The 17,717-nt window shown below is 30.4% G+C and carries 18 protein-coding genes; 10 read left to right on the top strand and 8 right to left on the bottom strand.

Features of this window, described 5'->3' with window-relative positions; genetic code table 11:
- The 5 genes from hisB (at position 1) to D3P13_RS12130 (ending at position 5,135) form a co-directional block, all read left to right on the top strand.
- Entirely contained in the window at positions 1–1,134 is a 1,134-nt protein-coding gene (hisB, locus tag D3P13_RS12150; RefSeq protein ID WP_198680023.1) for a bifunctional histidinol-phosphatase/imidazoleglycerol-phosphate dehydratase HisB, read from the top strand.
- Positions 1,135–1,250: 116 nt separating this feature from the next.
- Positions 1,251–1,835, top strand: a complete 585-nt coding sequence (gene hisH, locus D3P13_RS12145; RefSeq protein WP_117882750.1) for an imidazole glycerol phosphate synthase subunit HisH — start codon at positions 1,251–1,253, stop codon at positions 1,833–1,835.
- A gap of 64 nt (positions 1,836–1,899) precedes the next feature.
- A complete protein-coding gene (locus tag D3P13_RS12140) occupies positions 1,900–3,333 on the top strand; it encodes a sulfatase (protein ID WP_117882748.1) in 1,434 nt (477 codons plus the stop codon).
- Positions 3,334–3,335: 2 nt separating this feature from the next.
- Entirely contained in the window at positions 3,336–3,734 is a 399-nt protein-coding gene (locus D3P13_RS12135; RefSeq protein ID WP_117882746.1) for an RDD family protein, read from the top strand.
- Between the two features lie 69 nt (positions 3,735–3,803).
- Positions 3,804–5,135 carry a DUF58 domain-containing protein gene (locus D3P13_RS12130; RefSeq protein ID WP_117882844.1) on the top strand — a complete coding sequence of 444 codons (1,332 nt, stop codon included), beginning with the start codon at positions 3,804–3,806 and terminating at the stop codon, positions 5,133–5,135.
- 109 nt (positions 5,136–5,244) lie between these two features.
- On the opposite strand, the gene D3P13_RS12125 is transcribed toward D3P13_RS12130, so the two are convergent.
- Positions 5,245–6,246, bottom strand: coding sequence for a glycosyltransferase family 2 protein (locus D3P13_RS12125; RefSeq protein ID WP_117882744.1), 1,002 nt, complete (start codon positions 6,244–6,246; stop codon positions 5,245–5,247).
- A 97-nt stretch (positions 6,247–6,343) separates the two neighbouring features.
- Complete coding sequence (locus tag D3P13_RS12120) at positions 6,344–6,790, bottom strand: type I restriction enzyme HsdR N-terminal domain-containing protein (RefSeq protein WP_117882742.1); 447 nt, start codon at positions 6,788–6,790, stop codon at positions 6,344–6,346.
- Between the two features lie 29 nt (positions 6,791–6,819).
- Here D3P13_RS12120 and holA point away from each other — a divergent pair, with 29 nt between their 5' ends.
- Complete coding sequence (gene holA, locus D3P13_RS12115) at positions 6,820–7,824, top strand: DNA polymerase III subunit delta (protein ID WP_117882740.1); 1,005 nt, start codon at positions 6,820–6,822, stop codon at positions 7,822–7,824.
- Between the two features lie 52 nt (positions 7,825–7,876).
- On the opposite strand, the gene D3P13_RS12110 is transcribed toward holA, so the two are convergent.
- From D3P13_RS12110 to D3P13_RS12095, 4 genes are all read right to left on the bottom strand, one after another.
- Positions 7,877–8,926: a T9SS type A sorting domain-containing protein gene (locus D3P13_RS12110; RefSeq protein ID WP_117882738.1), complete on the bottom strand. Its 1,050-nt coding sequence runs from the start codon at positions 8,924–8,926 to the stop codon at positions 7,877–7,879.
- A gap of 279 nt (positions 8,927–9,205) precedes the next feature.
- Entirely contained in the window at positions 9,206–9,769 is a 564-nt protein-coding gene (locus D3P13_RS12105; protein ID WP_117882736.1) for a PepSY domain-containing protein, read from the bottom strand.
- A gap of 180 nt (positions 9,770–9,949) precedes the next feature.
- Complete coding sequence (locus D3P13_RS12100; RefSeq protein ID WP_157972907.1) at positions 9,950–11,194, bottom strand: OmpP1/FadL family transporter; 1,245 nt, start codon at positions 11,192–11,194, stop codon at positions 9,950–9,952.
- Positions 11,195–11,201: 7 nt separating this feature from the next.
- Complete coding sequence (locus D3P13_RS12095) at positions 11,202–12,542, bottom strand: DUF4270 family protein (RefSeq protein ID WP_117882732.1); 1,341 nt, start codon at positions 12,540–12,542, stop codon at positions 11,202–11,204.
- A gap of 278 nt (positions 12,543–12,820) precedes the next feature.
- On the opposite strand from D3P13_RS12095, the gene D3P13_RS12090 reads away from it, so the two are divergent.
- The 4 genes from D3P13_RS12090 (at position 12,821) to D3P13_RS12075 (ending at position 16,013) form a co-directional block, all read left to right on the top strand.
- On the top strand, positions 12,821–13,795 hold the full coding sequence (locus D3P13_RS12090) for a Kelch repeat-containing protein (RefSeq protein ID WP_232829178.1): 975 nt from the start codon (positions 12,821–12,823) through the stop codon (positions 13,793–13,795).
- A 90-nt stretch (positions 13,796–13,885) separates the two neighbouring features.
- The gene (locus D3P13_RS12085; RefSeq protein WP_117882728.1) at positions 13,886–14,221 is read left to right on the top strand and encodes a DUF4907 domain-containing protein; all 336 of its coding nucleotides are present in this window, start codon (positions 13,886–13,888) and stop codon (positions 14,219–14,221) included.
- 284 nt (positions 14,222–14,505) lie between these two features.
- Positions 14,506–15,300, top strand: a complete 795-nt coding sequence (locus D3P13_RS12080; protein ID WP_157972906.1) for a sensor histidine kinase — start codon at positions 14,506–14,508, stop codon at positions 15,298–15,300.
- Positions 15,297–16,013, top strand: coding sequence for a LytR/AlgR family response regulator transcription factor (locus D3P13_RS12075; protein WP_317124794.1), 717 nt, complete (start codon positions 15,297–15,299; stop codon positions 16,011–16,013). Before D3P13_RS12080 ends, D3P13_RS12075 begins: the two co-directional genes overlap by 4 nt.
- 6 nt (positions 16,014–16,019) lie before the next feature.
- Here D3P13_RS12075 and D3P13_RS12070 read toward each other — a convergent pair whose 3' ends face one another.
- Both D3P13_RS12070 and D3P13_RS12065 read right to left on the bottom strand, forming a co-directional pair.
- The gene (locus D3P13_RS12070; protein WP_117882724.1) at positions 16,020–16,673 is read right to left on the bottom strand and encodes a YggS family pyridoxal phosphate-dependent enzyme; all 654 of its coding nucleotides are present in this window, start codon (positions 16,671–16,673) and stop codon (positions 16,020–16,022) included.
- Positions 16,674–16,762: 89 nt separating this feature from the next.
- Positions 16,763–17,713, bottom strand: coding sequence for a D-2-hydroxyacid dehydrogenase (locus D3P13_RS12065; protein ID WP_117882722.1), 951 nt, complete (start codon positions 17,711–17,713; stop codon positions 16,763–16,765).
- Positions 17,714–17,717: the final 4 nt, after the last annotated feature.

The raw sequence follows: 17,717 nt of genomic DNA, 5'->3' as shown, positions 1-17,717 counted from the left end.
ATGAAGAAAGTCCTTTTCATTGATAGAGACGGAACAATTATTAGAGAGACTACTGATGAGCAAATTGATAGTTTTGAAAAATTAACATTTTATCCAAAAGCATTGGCCTATTTACCTAAAATAGCAAATGAATTAGACTATGAATTGGTTATGATAACCAACCAAGATGGATTGGGAACAGAGAGTTTTCCAGAAGATACATTTTGGCCCGTTCATAATTTTATTGTCGATGTTTTTAAAAATGAAGGTGTTGTATTTAACGAAATAGTAATTGATAAAACGTATGCTAAAGATAACGCACCGACAAGAAAGCCAAATACAGGCTTATTGACAAAGTATTTTTCAGAGGACTATGATTTAAAAAATTCATTTGTTATTGGAGATCGTTTAACTGATATTGAGTTGGCTAAAAATCTAGGGTCAAAAGGTTTTTTTATAAATGATAATACTCATTTAGGAACAGATGAGATTACCGTTAAGCGTGATGAATTAGATGAGTACATAGCATTGGAAACCAATAATTGGCAACGCATTTATGAGTTTTTGAAATTAGATAATAGGACTGCAGAGATTCAAAGAAAAACGAATGAAACGGATATTAGCATCAAATTAAATCTTGATGGTACCGGAAAAAGTAAAATTGATACTGGAATTGCTTTTTTTGACCATATGTTAGACCAAATTTCACGTCACGGACAAATGGACTTAGAAATTAGTGTTAAAGGCGATTTGGAAGTTGACGAACATCATACTATTGAAGATACAGCCATAGCTCTAGGAGAAGTTTTTAGTGAGGCATTAGGTAATAAACTAGGCATAGAACGTTACGGTTTTTCATTACCTATGGACGATTGTTTAGCTCAAGTTAGTATTGATTTTGGAGGCAGAAATTGGTTGGTTTGGGATGCTGATTTTAAACGCGAAATGATTGGAAAAATGCCTACAGAGATGTTTTATCATTTCTTTAAATCTTTTACAGATGGTGCCAAAGCGAACTTAAATGTAAAAGTTGAAGGCGAAAATGAACATCATAAAATTGAGGCAATTTTTAAAGCTTTTGCTAAAGCTATTAAAGCTTCTGTAAAACGTGATGCCGATAAAATGATACTACCAAGCACAAAAGGAATGTTGTAAATAGAGAGAGCTCCCTTTTTAACCTGTAAGCTTATATTTGTTAAGCAATTAATTTAAGGTTTGTAAAAAAAGGAGGGAGGGATTATTTATTTAAATCTTATAATAATATTTATACTATGAAGATAGTCATCATCGACTACGGAGCCGGAAACATTCAAAGCATCAAATTTGCTATTCAAAGATTGGGGTATGAAGCCATTCTCAGTCATGATGCAGTGACGATTCAATCCGCCGATAAAGTTATTTTTCCTGGTGTAGGAGAGGCGAGTAGTGCTATGGAAAAGTTAAGATCCACTGGGTTGGATACTCTTATTCCACAATTAAAACAACCCGTTTTGGGTATTTGCTTAGGAATGCAATTGATGTGTAACTATAGTGAAGAAGGCAATACAAAGGGGTTAGGTATTTTTGATGTAGACGTTGTCAAATTTAGTAACAAAGTAAAAGTACCCCAAATTGGATGGAATACACTTACGGATTTAAAATCTACTTTGTTTAAGGGGATAAGAGAGCAGGAATATATGTACTTGGTACATAGTTTTTATGCACCCATTTGTGCTGAAACTATTGCAGTCACTAATTATGAAATGGACTATTCTTCAGCTTTAAAAAAAGGTAATTTTTATGGTGTTCAGTTTCATCCGGAAAAAAGTAGCAATGCTGGGGAGTTGTTATTGGAGAATTTTTTGGAGTTGAAATAAGTCATAAATTAGTAGAATAGGACTTTAAATATATATTTTAACTTGTAATTATAAATAACTAACTATGAAGCAATTTATTTTTATATTCATTTTTTTTTGGAGTTTTAATTCCATTTCTCAACAGAAAAAACCAAACATCTTATTTATTATATCTGATGATTTAACAGCAACTGCGGTTTCATCTTATGAAAATAACGCCTGTAAAACGCCAAATATAGATAAATTAGCTTCAGAAGGTGTGCGATATACAAAAGCATATTCTCAATATCCTGTATGTGGGCCCTCTAGAGCTTCGTTTATGTCTGGTTATTATCCTAATGCTACTAAGACTTTCGGCTATGTTAGTGGACGAGAAAATATTGGTCCCGACAGAAAAACAATGACACAATTGTTCAAGGATAATGGATACTATACGGCAAGAGTAAGTAAGATTTTTCATATGGGAGTTCCTATTGATATTGAAACAGGATCTAATGGACAAGATGATGAAGCGTCTTGGACGGAGCGTTTTAATAGTCAAGGTCCTGAATGGAAAGCCATCGGAGAAGCAGAACTAGTTCAAGGGAATCCTGATGGTAAAATAGAAAGAAAGGGAGGTAATGTGATGACCATTGTTAAGGCGGAAGGTGATGACTTAGTGCATTCTGATGGGAAAACAGCTCAAAAAGCCATACAATTAATAAAGAAACATAAAAACGAACCCTTCTTTATAGCCGTAGGTTTTGTACGTCCTCATGTTCCTTTTGTAGCTCCAAAAGCATATTTTGAACCCTATCCACACGAAGAAATCATAATGCCTCAAAAAGTAAAAGGCGATTGGGATGATATTCCTAAGAGAGGGATCAATTATGTTACAAGTGTTAATGGACAAATGTCTTTAGAGCAAGAGAAAAAAGCGGTGGCTGCATATTATGCCTCGGTATCATATATGGATACTCAAGTGGGTAAAGTGCTAGAAACTTTAAAAAATGAGGGATTAGAGGATAACACTATCGTTATTTTTACTTCAGATCATGGTTTTCATTTAGGAGAACATAATTTTTGGATGAAAGTGAGTTTACATGAAGAATCTGTCCAGGTTCCTTTAATTATTAAAGTTCCAGGTAAAGAGCCGAAAGTTTGTAATTCATTTGTAGAGTTGTTGGATTTATATCCTACAATTTCTGAATTGGCGGGTATAAAATCTTCAATACACTTACAGGGTAAGAGTTTGGTTAAAACAATTGATAATGCTGAGTTTCAAGTTAGACAAGAAGCTTTTAGTGTATCACAAGGTGGTAAGTCTTTTTTGTTAAGAACAGAAAAATGGGCTTATATTCAATACAACGAAGATGCTTCTGCAGGTATTGAATTATTTGATATGGTCAAAGACCCTCAGCAATTTACAAACTTGGCAAATGACCTTAACTACAAAAAGATAGTATCCTCTTTTCAAAAGAAATTAAAGAAGAAATTAAAAAAAGTAAGGCATAATGATTTAGGTTTTAAATATCCATAATTATGAAAATAGAATACGCAATTTTACCTAGTCGAGTTAAAGCATTGTTTATTGATACGATTATAATAGTAGCCTTAATCTTTTTGGCTTCTGAAATCCTAGCTCAGTTTGAATATGTACCTAATTATGTTAGAATAATTATTTTTATCTTATTTTTTCATTTGTACGACCCATTATTTGTAAGTATTTATGGTGGAACAATCGGACATTCTAAAATGGGTATAACAGTCCGGGATGCTCAAAATCCTAAAAATAAAATTAACTTTATCCGTGCATTATTTCGATTCGTTTTTAAAGTAGCACTAGGTTGGATCTCATTTCTTACCATTTCGGGGAACAAAAAAAAACAAGCCATACATGATTTAATAGGTAATTCTATCGTAATAGAAGATGAAAAATAGTTTTCCGTTAAAATTAGTTATCAGAATCTCTTATTTTAGCTAAAAATTAGTATAGCATAGTATTCTATGATCAATCTTTTCAAAAACTTGTACATCCATCAACGCTTTTTTGTGTATATAAGCATCATAGCAGCCCTTTTTCTGGTTTCTTATTGGGTGGACTTATTATATCAAGTAGCTTGGTTATTTGTGTTAGGCTTAGCAGTGTTATTCTTATTTGATGCTTTTGTTCTATTTCGTTTTAAAAACGGAATAAAAGCAAGACGTATTTTACCAGAAAAATTTTCTAATTCTGATGAAAACCCAGTCCCAGTTACTATCGAAAATAAATATCCTATAAAAATAGTTTTAAAAGTTATAGATGAGTTGCCCAAGCAATTTCAAAAAAGAGATTTTGAACTTAATACCGAGATTGCTGCACAACAATCTCATAATTTTGAATATCAAGTGCGACCAGTAGAACGAGGTGAATATAATTTTGGGAACTTAAATTTATTTGTTTCCTCTTCTTTGCAAATGGTAGCCAGGCGTTACCGATTTGATGCTGAACAAATGGTGGCTGTATATCCGTCGTATATTCAAATGCGTAAATATGAATTTTTAGCATTGAGTAATAAATTAACTGAATTTGGACTTAAAAAAATACGTCGAATAGGGCATACGATGGAGTTTGAACAGATTAAAAATTATGTTGCTGGTGATGATGTAAGAACCATAAACTGGAAAGCAACAGCGAAGCGAGCTCAATTGATGGTGAATCAATATCAAGATGAAAAGTCGCAACCTATTTATTCGATTGTGGATACGGGACGGGTTATGAAAATGCCTTTTGAAGAATTGAAATTATTAGATTATGCCATAAATTCAACGTTGGCATTATCAAATATTGCGTTGCTAAAGAATGACAAAGCAGGTCTGCTTATGTTTTCAAAAAAATTAGAGAAACTTATTCCGGCTAGTAATAAACGGACTCATATTAACGTAATAAATAAAGCTCTTTATAATGTTGACACTCAATTTACAGATTCTGACTTTGGTTATTTATATGCTACTATTAAAAGAAAAATAAATCAGCGTAGTCTCTTAATTTTATATACTAATTTTGAACATATTTCTTCATTACATAGACAATTACCATTTTTAAAAGCAATTTCGAGACAACATTTATTAGTGACGGTATTTTTTGAAAATACAGAATTGGATGATCTAATTTCTGAAAATGTAGAAGATTTACAAAGTATATACCATAAAACAATAGCAGAAAAATTTGCTTACGAAAAACGTTTAATCGTAAAAGAATTAGAAAATAGAGGAATTCATGCTATTCTTACAAGGCCTCAGAACTTAAGTGTTAATGTAATTAATAAGTATCTAGAGTTTAAGGCTAAAGGGCTTATTTAATTCAAAAGAAATTTATAAATTAGGTTGTCCTGTAGAGGGGACTTTAGGAGGATGTTGATTTTAGAGGTTTTATGTAATTTAGAACACTTATTTTGGTGGAGGTAAATTTTCAATCTATCTCGTCAAATGTCTTCCGTTTCAATACAAAATGTTGCCAAACAATACTTTTACTTTGATAATAATTGATACTTTTAGTGTTTGTTTTTCTACGTTTTTTTAAGAATTTTGGAATATTCCAATAAAAGTTAAAATGGGCTCTGACAATTGCCCAAGTATGTCCTGGACGTAATTCTGTCAAAAATTTAACTCCAGCAAAACCATCAAGTATAAATCTTGATAATAGTACTACAATCAAATATTTGTTTGGTACATTTTTTAGAATTGAAAGTAAACTATTTCTAAAATTTAAATAGGTTTTTTTAGGATTGGCTTGGTTTAAAGTAGCACCACCAACATGATATACCGTTGAGGTTCCTATATATTTTATTGTATAGCCTTCATTTTTTATTCTCCAACACAAGTCTATTTCTTCATAATGTGCAAAAAAATCTTCATCAAAGCCATTTAACTGATGATAGATTTCTTTACGAATAAAAAAACAGGCACCTGAAGCCCAGAATATGCCCATATTATCATCGTATTGACCTTTGTCTTCTTCTACATCAGAGAATAATCTACCTCTACAATATGGATACCCATAAAAATCTATAAATCCTCCGCCAGCACCCGCGTATTCAAATTTAGATTTATCCTTGAAGTCTAAAATTTTTGGCTGAATAGCCACGGTATCTTTAGAGGACTCAAATTCAGCAATAATTGGCTTTAACCAGTTTTCTGTTACCTCTATATCTGAATTTACTAATGCGTAGATATCAGCGTCGATATGTTTTAGAGCGTCATTATATCCTTTGGCATAACCACCATTTTCGCTATTCTGAATAATTTTAACCGTAGGGAAAAGTTGCTGCACAAATGCAACAGAGTCGTCTGGTGAGTTATTGTCAGCTACATAAATATCAGCGTCACCTTTACTATATTTTAGCATTGCAGGTAAAAACTGCTCTAAGAGTTTTTTTCCATTCCAATTTAATATGACTACGGCTATTTTCAATGGGTAATTTTAGGTTGCAAACTTAAGGTTTTTATTATTCTTGTCATTCCGAGGTACTAGGAATCTATTTATTATTTATATGAGAATGCGTAATTGATTAACGACTATAATTAGGCAACGCTTCCAAAAACACATATTTTTCATTCTCTGAATCCATTTGGCAAAAATAATGATTAAGACCATTTGTAACCATTAAGTATTTTGCATTTAAATTTAAGTTGTATCGTGCAATTTGGTCAAATGTATCTTGGGTTATTTTTACTTTAGGAGCTTTGCATTCAATAATTATTTCTGGGTTTCCTTTTGTATTGAACACCAAGATATCAAAACGTTTTATTAAGGTGTTAATGGTCAATTGCTTTTCAACGGCAATTATAGATTTTGGATAATTTAGATGGTTAATTAAATAATGAACCACATGTTGCCTTACCCATTCTTCGGGTGTAAGCACCATATTTTTTTTTCTGATAATATCAAAAATAAACTGCTTATTTTCTTTACTTTTGATGCTTAGTTCGGCTTTAGGTAAATTCAATATAACCATACTACAAAAATGAATATTTTTTCTTAGAAATGGAACGTATCAATCAAATAGTTTCTGACATCAAAAACGGAAATATCAAACCCATTTATTTTTTAATGGGTGAAGAGTCGTATTATATTGATAAAATTTCAGATTACATTGAACGTAAGGTGCTTACCGAAGAAGAAAAAGGGTTTAACCAAATGGTATTGTATGGTAGAGATGTTAGCATTGATGATATTGTTTCTAATGCAAAACGATACCCAATGATGGCTGAAAGGCAGGTGGTAATTGTAAAAGAAGCCCAAGACCTATCAAGAACAATAGAGAATTTGGTTTCTTATGTTGAAAACCCACAGCCTTCCACAGTTTTGGTTATATGTTATAAATATAAAACCTTAGACAAACGTAAAAAACTAAGTAAGGTTATCGGGAAAAACGGACTGCTTTTTGAAAGTAAGAAATTATATGAAAATCAAGTAGGTGATTGGATTCGTAGAGTATTGGCCGGTAAAGGGTATCAAATTGAACCTAAAGCAGCGTTGATGCTTGTTGAATTCTTAGGAACTGATCTTTCCAAAATTGCAAATGAATTGGAAAAGTTGATGGTTGTTTTACCTAAAGAAAGTTTGATTAGGCCCATTCATATTGAAGAGAATATAGGAATCAGTAAAGATTTTAATAATTTTGAATTACGTAAAGCAGTAGGGGAAAGGGAACTGGTAAAAGCGAATCAGATTATAAATTATTTTGCTGAAAACCCCAAAAGTAATCCCTTAGTGGTTACGATCTCTTTACTCAATAGTTTCTTTACACAGCTATTAATTTATCATGGTTTATCAGATAAATCAAAAGGAAATGTTGCCAGAGCCTTACGAGTTAATCCTTATTTTGTGGGTGATTATGTAAATGCTGCACGGAATTATCCCATGCGAAAAGTGTCACAAGTTATTGCCTATTTACGAGAAGCAGATTTGAAAAGTAAGGGGGTTGGAGCTCAAAATATGCCTAACGGAGACATTCTAAAAGAGTTGTTATTTAAGGTAATGCATTAATCTTCGATTCAACAATTAATTGGTGTTTTCATTTGAAACCAAATAAAACATTTTAAAATTTCAGTAATTTCTTTACTACACTTATTTCATTATCTTTTTTAAATACAACAAAATAAATACCATTCTTTAAGTTAGAAACATTAAATGAATTATTATCCATAGGTCTTTTTAATCGCACTTCTCTACCAAAACTGTCATGAAGTTCAATAGCATCATAGCCATCTAAGTCGTTTCCTTTCATGGTTACTTTATCAGTAGCAGGATTAGGGTAAATTGAAATAGCCTTACTATCTAAGGATGATTGAAATTTAGAAATATTAACGTTTTCTTCAATGTTAAAATCAGAGAAATATATCTTTTTTTCTGTCGTAGTATCTATATCAATAGATGCTTTAAAAATACCCCATTTTGGTCTGATAAATTCAGCATCTGTTTTCCATGTTCTAATGGCATCATCATTATATTCTAATACTGTTTTTTCATCATTCAATGTTTTTATACTAATATCATAAGCACCTATTTCATTGTAGGTAATTGTCTCAGAAACTTCAATCCATTGTCCTTTTAAATTGGTAATGTCAATATATTTTAAAATAATTTGAGTATCCATTTCCGCATATCGTAATTCTAAACTTTCAAATCTACCTTTTCTAGTTGTTGTTAATGTGAATAAGGGAACATCAGCTTCAGAACCGCCAATAGCTTTTAATTGATGAATATCCATATTGTTATTACGAACAACAAAATGATCATCAAATTTAAATTTCCATGTATAAGTTATGGTTTCACCAGCTTCTCCTAATAAATTTTTTGGTGCATCTGATACAGTTTCAAATTCATTAAACTTAGTACCGAAATTTTCACAAGCTTCAGTATCATCAGATTTATGTATTTGAAATTGACCAATTGTAATATTTAATTCATCGTCATGAATTTCATTATAATGTCCTCCAAAACCATTCTGATTACAACTGGTATGAGTAACCAAATTATCGGGTGCTAACATTGCGGAAATTAATTCAGGATTATCTGAAATTGACTGAGAAAAAATAAGTTGTAACGTAAAAACGCAACTTAAAATGCATAAATTAAACTTCTTCATTTTTGAGATAAAAACATTAGGGTTATAAGAAGTAATTTATGCTACATATAATAATGGGTGTTTGTTTTTGTTAATAACTCTTAAAATATCATTTTAGTATAATAAGCGTATTAAAAACTTGTAATTTTACTAATTTAATTAAGGTAATATCTTTTAAAATGCTGTATTTCAGTATATTAATATCAAAACAAAAGATTTACTAAGAAAAGATGTAAATTGCTGTTATTCACAAAGTTGTTCAAATAGCAAGTTTTTTTATTAACAATTTTCTTTTTGGTGTTACCTCGTCTTTTTCATTCTTTTAGGTCCGTACCAAAGCCAAAAACCTGTTATTGTAAAGAGGAGTAAAGCGAAACTCATTGTTGTAGTGTAAATAATTTTTATTTGGCTGTATGAAGTGTCAAAATAATTATCTAATATAGAACCATCATGTATGTTTTCTATCGTATCTGAATGTCTTTTTCCAATATTTAATACATTGCCAGTAGCTCCGTCTAACTGAACTTCGTTAGCATGATTTAAGTAAACAAATTTAACAATACCTTTTTCTTTTCTAATATCAATTCGATCAAGTTCTAGTGATAAATTGTTATCTATAGAATCGTGTATAACCTGATTTGCTATTTCATGAAGTTGGTCAATAGCAATCCATTCCGTTAGATTAATTGAGGTACCAACATAAGTGTTAGGTAAGAGAAGTTCATTACTATTTTTTTTCAATCCTAATAGAAAGCCTGTAATTGATATGATAAAAAAAAATATAAATAAGAAAGCACCCATAGTTCGGTGTATTTTTCTGAAAATTCGTAAAATTTTAGCTTGGTTTTGTCTCTTCTCTCTCATTTAAAAATTAAAAAATAAGGTGTGAAGATATAGCTTTTATACAAGAATTTCAAAACAAATCAAATCCGAAAATTAGACAGGTGCAGTGACAGTTTAATTGATAATATTTATTAGGGTAAATACTATCAATTAAATGTATAAGGTGAATTAAATTGTTTAAAAAAAATTACTAAATTGTATTTAAAATATTTTTTTCTTTTTAAACCAATCTCCTTTTAAGCTGATATTTAATGTGAATTTATGGAAATTTTCAAGAATTAAACTATTGTCTGTAGTACCTTGTTTCCCATAGCTATAGGATAAATTTAATGTTGAATTATTTGAAGGGGTTAAAGGTATACCTAAACCTATTGATCCAAAATAGCTATCTATATCATTGTTTGATAAATTTAAGAAACCTGAATCATAATTAAATCCTAATCTATATTTTACCCTATTCCAAAAATAAAACTCGTCACCAATTTTACGATATTCTATTCCAAAAGCATAAATATCTTGATTTATGTATGATCCGGTATCATCCTTTTGGCTCGTATTTGACCAAAAGTTTTTCTTATAATCAAAGTTTAAGATTAAATTTTGATTAATTCTACTACTTATTCCGAAGCCAACCTTCATTGGCATTTGAAAATTATCTAAATCTGTTTCTTCTCCAGTTTCGAATGTAACTTCGCTCGAATTTGAAAGTGTTTTATAGCCATCCAGAGTATTTTTTCCACTCAAATTGGAAGGTACATCAAAAGTTGCCCCAAAAGTAGTTCCTTTCAATAATTTATAATTAGTATAATGTATACCAAATTTAGCATTAAAACCATTATAAAAGCTTGAGTTTTCAATATATGCACTTGAATTTGTTGTATAAACCCATTTTTCTTGACTAATTTCTCCAAAGAGAAAAGACATATCTGCCCCAACATTTATATTCTTATTAAGTTTAAAACCATTACCTAAAAAAACCTTATTTAAGCCACCAGATCCGATAATATTTGTTAGGTAACTACTCGAAGACCCTATAATGTTTTCTGATATATCTACTTCATAACCAACTTTTGTGTAGGGTAATAGTCCAAAGCTTAGTCCCCAACCTTTTTTAATAGGAAATGCTAATGCTAAGTGGGAAAAATTAAAGTCATAAGTGTTTTCATGAATTGAACTTGTTTGATTGTTTGAAATTGTGGCATTTAAACCTAACTCATATAAAAAAGTATTAATACCTATATCTGCAAGTGACGCTGGGTTTGTATTATTTAATGAAAAAGCATCTCTATAAGCAATACCAGAGTTTCCTAAAGAAGTAAAACGATTAAAGTAAGTGGTGTTTTCAACTCCTAGTCCGAATAGTGAATATGGAGAACTCGTGTCGTTTTGTCCACTAACGATACTTGATAAACCGATCGTTATTAAAATTATAAATTTTTTTATCATGATCATTTTAATAAGTTAGATATGTTATAGCTAATTCAATTTTGTTGTTTTCAGAACTTGAGAAATCGTCTAATTTTAATTTATCTATTGTTTTGTCAGAATCTGGTAATAGTAGCATTATGGAATAGTTATTATCATAGTCTGTAGTTACTATACTCTCGACGAACGAAGTTAAATTTAACGTGTAATAGGTATTATTATTAAACTCATCATCTTCATTTTGAAGTGTAGCATATAAAGTGCTTGAGTCTGAATCTAAAAGTTGACTAACATATCTGTTTTTACTATCTATAACATAGGCAATTATAGATTCACTCAATTTGGTTTTGCTGTTGTAACTACTTTTGTTGGGTACTATTTTTAATATGGCTTCTAATAGCGTACTGTTTTCTTCAAGCCTTAATAATTCTTTTAAATTTGAAATTTCAATTTTGGTACAAATACCAGTACCTGATTGTATAAAAGTTGAATTATTGGTTTCACAACTTGACAAGGAGCTTTCGCTGTCTACAATACCATTTAAAATGGAGTTTTCTTTATCATAGGATATATTGTTAAACTGATTGGCTGAACTTGTAATATAAAATTCTTTATAGTAATCATTGTTTTCATCATCGTCATCCTTTATTGTGTAATACAGCCTTAAAGCAGAATTATTAAAAGTAGCCTCTGCTGAAAAACTAAAACCTAAAAATGAGCTATTATTTTTGTCTGGAATTACAGCTATTCCTTTTAAATAATCTGTAAAATCATTATTATCTTCAATTTCATCATTCTGTATTTTATCAAATAAATCTAATCCAAACTCGTAACTAAGTTTAATATATAATGAATCATGTTCTGCATCTATAGGTTTAGGATAAAAATTTAAAGTTCCCAAAGCTGCATCATCATAAGTTAATGAAGAAGAGTTGTAAAAATTATCATCATCTTCGTCGTCATCATCATTGTTTGGTTCAAAAGTTTCATTAATTCTATGTACATTAAATGTTTGTACTTTGGTTGTGTCTCCATAATAATAAGTATCATAATATAGAACTAAGGCAATAGAGTCATATTCAGCATTTTCATCAATAGTTAGACTACTGTTTCCTACTTGGAAAAAGCTTTTTGAAGTGATACTTCCCAAATCATCATCATTAATAGTACCTAATAAAATTCTTTCTGTACCCGAAGTAACAATTGAATCAAAAACTATAGTTGAACTATTTATTGTCAATGTATCAACCAACTTAACCTTTAGGTTATTATCAACAAAATCTTCACCTATTTCATAGGTTGCACTATCACTTTCACATGACATAGAAAGTAGTAATAAACACAGTAAACCAATCGTATAATATCTCATTTAGCTTTGAATTTTGAGCAAAAGTATCTCAATCATAATGTATAAGTTCTACAAAATAGATTAAGCACGTATTTGTATCGACTAAAAAGCTAAAATTTTGTTAAAACACTGTAAATCAGTAATTTTAATGATTTGTATGTAAGTATTGTCAGTTAGTAGACAAAAAGTGATGGTTCATCTATTTTATAATTTTAATTAAAACCTTTGGTTATACTTTTGCTTCATAAAGTAATGCTAGAAGGTACTTATGCATTAATATAATTATAAATATGATAAATATGAAATTAACAAAAATGATTTTTAAAAGCATGTTCTTTATGCTTTTTATGATAACTATCGGTTGTACAGACGATGATGATGATGATTTTGGCAACTGGATTGAAAGCTCTGATTTTGATGGAGATGCTCGAGCAAATGCAGTTTCGTTTGTAATTGGTGATAAAGGATATTTAGCAACTGGTTATGATGGGGATGATTATTTAGTCGATGTTTGGGAGTACTCCGTTGAGGGTAATTATTGGGTTCAGAAAGCTGATTTTCCGGGTACGGCTCGTAGTGGAGCTGTTGGCTTTGAGTTAAATGGAGTTGGTTATTTAGGTACTGGTTATGATGGAGACGATAAACTAAACGATTTTTGGGCCTATGATGCAACAACGAATACATGGGAGCCTAGAGCCGATTTTATAGGGTCCGAACGATATGGTGCAGTAGGATTTTCAGTTTCAGATAAAGGTTATATAGGAACTGGTTATGACGGCAGTGAATTGAAAGATTTTTACAAATATGATGACGTATCTGATTCTTGGGAACAATCTGTTGGATACAGTGGTTCAAAAAGAAAAGATGCAGCTACTTTTACCATTGGAAATAATGTTTATTTAGGAACAGGTATTCATAATGGTATTTATGAGGAAGATTTTTATGTATTTGATGGTGATACAGAAGTGTGGACTAAATTGACAGATTTAGATGAGGAGGATGAATACTCAATTACTAGAAGTAGTTCTGTAGGGTTTACATTAGACGGAAAAGGATATTTTGTATCTGGTAATTACACTTCTGATGTTTGGGAATATGACCCATCTGATGATACTTGGGAGGAGTTGTCAAGTTTTGAAGGAAGTGGACGTCAAGACGCTTCAGGTTTTAATTTTGGTGATAGAGCTTTTTTAACCATGGGTAATAGTGGTAGTTACTACTTTGACGATATTTGGGAGTTTAAACCTTTAGATGAAGTTGATGAAGACGACTAAAAATTTTATAGTTCATGTTAATATAGATTAATTATTTAAAAGGGAGTAGGTTTGAAATTATAATCTACTGCCTTTTGTTATTTTGTAAAGATGAAAAATAGATTCCTAATAATAAGTATTGTTATAATATTAACAGCCTTAACTGTATTTCTTTTTAAGAAAAACAATAATTTAGACCCCGTTTTGAAAATATATTCAATTGAAACTTTTAAAGTTGATAAGGGGTGGGGGTATAAGGTATTGAAAGATAATAAAATTTTTATTAAGCAAAATTTTATACCAGCAGTAAAAGGCAATCGACCTTTTGTCTCAGAAATGGAGGCGTATAATACTGCTAATTTGGTAATAATAAGATTAGATCAAAACAAATTACCAACAATTACTATTGCAGATTTAAATAGTATTGATGTCACACTACTAAATTAACTTACAGATTTTGAACCATACTAACTGTTATTTTGATAAAAAATCATAAATATATAAACGTCATAATAATCCACGTTTTAGCATGGGTGCTCATGTTTGCAATTGGTATAATTCAGCTATATTACAAGTTGGAGTATATTCCTACTAATGTTTATATATTTTGGTTAGTTCTAGTCTTAATCTTTTATATCAATTATTTTATTTTAGTTCCCAAACTACTTTTAAAACATAAGATTTTATTTTATGTAATTATTGTATTGATAATTGCCACTACCGTCTATGTAATGGGACACGAATTCAGGCCAGATACAATGTTAAATCAGTTTAGGCCCAATCTACTTTTAAATAGGTTAGAAGGAGAGAGAAAAGCACCTCCATTTTTTGTTAAATATTCAAAATTAATAACCGTTTTATTGTTTTTTGCAATAAGCACCAGTCTTAGATTGGCATTAGAGTGGTATAAAAATGAAAAGCAAAAGGTACTTATGCAATCGGAAAAGGTTAATACTGAATTGTCATTTTTAAAAGCACAGTTAAATCCTCATTTTTTATTTAATTCGTTAAATAGCATTTATGCATTAGCTAATAAAAAATCTGATGATACTAGTGAGGCAATTATAACATTATCTGAATTAATGAGATACATGATTTATGAAACGGATAGAGCGTTAGTACCTTTAGAAGACGAATTAAATTATATCAAAAACTATATATCCTTACAGACATTAAGGATAAAAGATTCTATTGGAGTGCGTTTTAATATGCATGGTAGTTTAGACCATAAGATAGAGCCATTATTATTGATTTCATTTATTGAAAATGCCTTTAAGTATGGCACTGATTTTACGGGTAAAACTGATATTAGAATTAAGATGACCGTTGAAGATGAACATTTAATTTTTGAAGTTATCAATCATATTTCATCATTGCGTAAAAAGAATGAGCATAATTCTGGAGTTGGTTTACACAATATAAAAAACAGATTGAATTTATTATATCCCAATAATCATGAGTTAATTATAACAGATGAAAATGATCACTTTCGTGTTTTTTTAACTTTAAAATTAAAAAGAAAATGATGCGATGTTTAATTATTGATGATGAGCCACTAGCTATAGAGTTATTAGAAGATTTTGTTTCAAAGGTTCCTTTTTTACAATTAGAAAAAAGTTGTTCAAATGCAATGGAAGCAACTGAAACAATAAAATCTAGCCAAATAGATTTAATATTTACAGATATTGAAATGCCTGATTTTTCTGGTGTTGAGTTTATCAAATCATTGGAAGTAAAACCACTATTTATATTTACCACAGCTTATTCACATTATGCGTTGGAGGGTTTTAATTTAAATGCAGTTGATTATTTAGTAAAACCGATACCTTTTCATAGATTCATTAAAGCGGTAAACAGAGCTCAAGACCTTTTTAGCTTAAAAAATGATTCAAAAAAGGACATAGCAATTGCAAAATCGGCACCGCCAGAATTTATTTTTGTAAAATCTGATTATGAAAATGTTAAGGTAAATCTAAAGAGTATTCTTTATATTGAAGGTTTAAAGGATTATGTAAAAATTTATACAAACTTAAATCCTAAACCTATTTTAACCTTAAACAGTTTGAAAATTTTTGAAGAAAAATTATCAACCGCTAATTTTATAAGAGTTCATAGGTCATTTATAGTGTCATTAAAGCATATTAAATCAGTACAACGAAATAGAATTGTAATCGACGATAAAAGAATACCTATTGGATTAAACTATAAAGATGCATTTATAAAACGCATTGATGGTTGATTTTTTTTAATTTCTAGTGCCAAATATTGCACTGCCAACCCTAACCATAGTGCTTCCACATTCAATGGCGAGTTTGTAATCACCACTCATACCAATAGATAAAGAAGTAAATGCTTTGTGATCGGTTTTTAATTTTTTAAAGAGGGTATTTATTTTTGTAAACTCTCCTTTCACTTGTTCTATGTTATCGGTAAAGGTTGCCATACCCATTAAACCGGTAATCGATATGTTTTCTAATGTTTCTAGCTCTTTTGAAGATAATATTTCTTCAATTTCGGTAAACGGAAGTCCAAACTTAGTATCTTCTTCTGCTATTCTGGCTTGCAATAAGCAATGAATTACCCTATTATGTTTTTTTGCTTGTTTATTAATTTCTTGAAGGGTTTTAAGACTATCAACACCGTGAATAAGGTTTACAAAATGGGCCATATATTTTACCTTGTTTCGCTGCAAATGACCAATCATATGCCATTCAATATCTTTTGGTAGAGCATCATATTTATCAACCATTTCTTGAATTCTATTCTCTCCAAAAATACGTTGTCCAGTACTGTAGGCTTCTAAAATAGCTGAATTTGGTTTCGTTTTAGAAACAGCAACCAATTCAACATTAGAAGGTAGGCTTAGTTTAATTTTTTTTAGATTTTCAGATATGCTCATATTAATATTATTAAATAACTATAATTAAATTACTCCTTAAAAATAAGGAGTAATTTAATTATGAAAAATTTTAAATAAAAAAGATATGATTACCCTAAAATAGCAATAATCTGTTCTGCCAATTCACTACCAATTCTTTCTTGAGCTTCATTCGTAGCAGCACCAATATGTGGTGTTAATGAAATGTTTGGATTCATTAATAATTGAATTTCTGGCATAGGTTCTTTTTCAAAAACATCTAATGCCGCTTGTGCAATTTTACCATTATCAATAGCCTCAACCAACGCAATTTCATCAATAACTCCACCACGTGCAGCATTAACAATACAAGCCTTGTCTTTCATTAGTTCAAATTCCTTAGTAGAAATAACATACTCATCTTGGGCCGGAACATGTAATGTAATAAAATCTGATTGCTTTAATACTTCTTCTTTTGATATCGTATCTATTTTGAAATTTAGACTTTGCCCATCATAAAAATCTAATTCTAAATCAGCTGATTCTAGAAAAGGGTCAAATGCCACAACTTTCATTCCAACTCCTAAAGCAATTTTTGCAGTAGCTTGTCCAATACGACCAAAACCTAAAACACCTAAAGTTTTTCCTTTTAACTCTACACCCTTTGCATATGCCTTTTTTAAATCTTTAAATTTTGAATCTCCTTCTAATGGCATATTTCTGTTAGAGTCATGTAAGAAACGAACCATACCAAATAGGTGAGCAAAAACTAGCTCTGCTACCGAATGAGAAGATGCTGCTGGTGTATTAATGACTTTGAGTCCTTTTTCTCTAGCATATTCTACATCAATATTATCCATACCAACACCGCCACGGCCTATTATTTTTAAAGAAGGACACGCATCTATAAGGTTTTTACGAACAGTAGTTGCACTTCTAACCAATAATACGGCAACTTTATTTTCGTTTATATAATCAATTAATTGATCTTGTGCTACTGTGGTTAAATCTACTTTATAACCTGCATTTTCTAATGCTGTAACACCACTCTGTGCGATGCCATCATTTGCTAATACTATCATCTAC

The sequence above is a fragment of the Aureibaculum luteum genome, assembly GCF_003449015.1.
Classification (GTDB): Bacteria; Bacteroidota; Bacteroidia; order Flavobacteriales; family Flavobacteriaceae; genus Aureibaculum; species Aureibaculum luteum.
The sequence above is the reverse complement of the archived record's forward strand: the minus strand, read 5'-3'. Positions and strand labels throughout refer to the sequence as shown.

Coding starts and splice junctions, on each gene's coding strand:
- hisB (WP_198680023.1), top strand. CDS start 1: ATGAAGAAAGTCCTTTTCATTGATAGAGACGGAACAATTATTAGAGAG.
- hisH (WP_117882750.1), top strand. CDS start 1,251: ATGAAGATAGTCATCATCGACTACGGAGCCGGAAACATTCAAAGCATC.
- D3P13_RS12140 (WP_117882748.1), top strand. CDS start 1,900: ATGAAGCAATTTATTTTTATATTCATTTTTTTTTGGAGTTTTAATTCC.
- D3P13_RS12135 (WP_117882746.1), top strand. CDS start 3,336: ATGAAAATAGAATACGCAATTTTACCTAGTCGAGTTAAAGCATTGTTT.
- D3P13_RS12120 (WP_117882742.1), bottom strand. CDS start 6,790: ATGGTTATATTGAATTTACCTAAAGCCGAACTAAGCATCAAAAGTAAA.
- holA (WP_117882740.1), top strand. CDS start 6,820: ATGGAACGTATCAATCAAATAGTTTCTGACATCAAAAACGGAAATATC.
- D3P13_RS12110 (WP_117882738.1), bottom strand. CDS start 8,926: ATGAAGAAGTTTAATTTATGCATTTTAAGTTGCGTTTTTACGTTACAA.
- D3P13_RS12105 (WP_117882736.1), bottom strand. CDS start 9,769: ATGAGAGAGAAGAGACAAAACCAAGCTAAAATTTTACGAATTTTCAGA.
- D3P13_RS12100 (WP_157972907.1), bottom strand. CDS start 11,194: ATGATAAAAAAATTTATAATTTTAATAACGATCGGTTTATCAAGTATC.
- D3P13_RS12095 (WP_117882732.1), bottom strand. CDS start 12,542: ATGAGATATTATACGATTGGTTTACTGTGTTTATTACTACTTTCTATG.
- D3P13_RS12090 (WP_232829178.1), top strand. CDS start 12,821: ATGAAATTAACAAAAATGATTTTTAAAAGCATGTTCTTTATGCTTTTT.
- D3P13_RS12085 (WP_117882728.1), top strand. CDS start 13,886: ATGAAAAATAGATTCCTAATAATAAGTATTGTTATAATATTAACAGCC.
- D3P13_RS12080 (WP_157972906.1), top strand. CDS start 14,506: ATGGGACACGAATTCAGGCCAGATACAATGTTAAATCAGTTTAGGCCC.
- D3P13_RS12075 (WP_317124794.1), top strand. CDS start 15,297: ATGATGCGATGTTTAATTATTGATGATGAGCCACTAGCTATAGAGTTA.
- D3P13_RS12070 (WP_117882724.1), bottom strand. CDS start 16,673: ATGAGCATATCTGAAAATCTAAAAAAAATTAAACTAAGCCTACCTTCT.
- D3P13_RS12065 (WP_117882722.1), bottom strand. CDS start 17,713: ATGATAGTATTAGCAAATGATGGCATCGCACAGAGTGGTGTTACAGCA.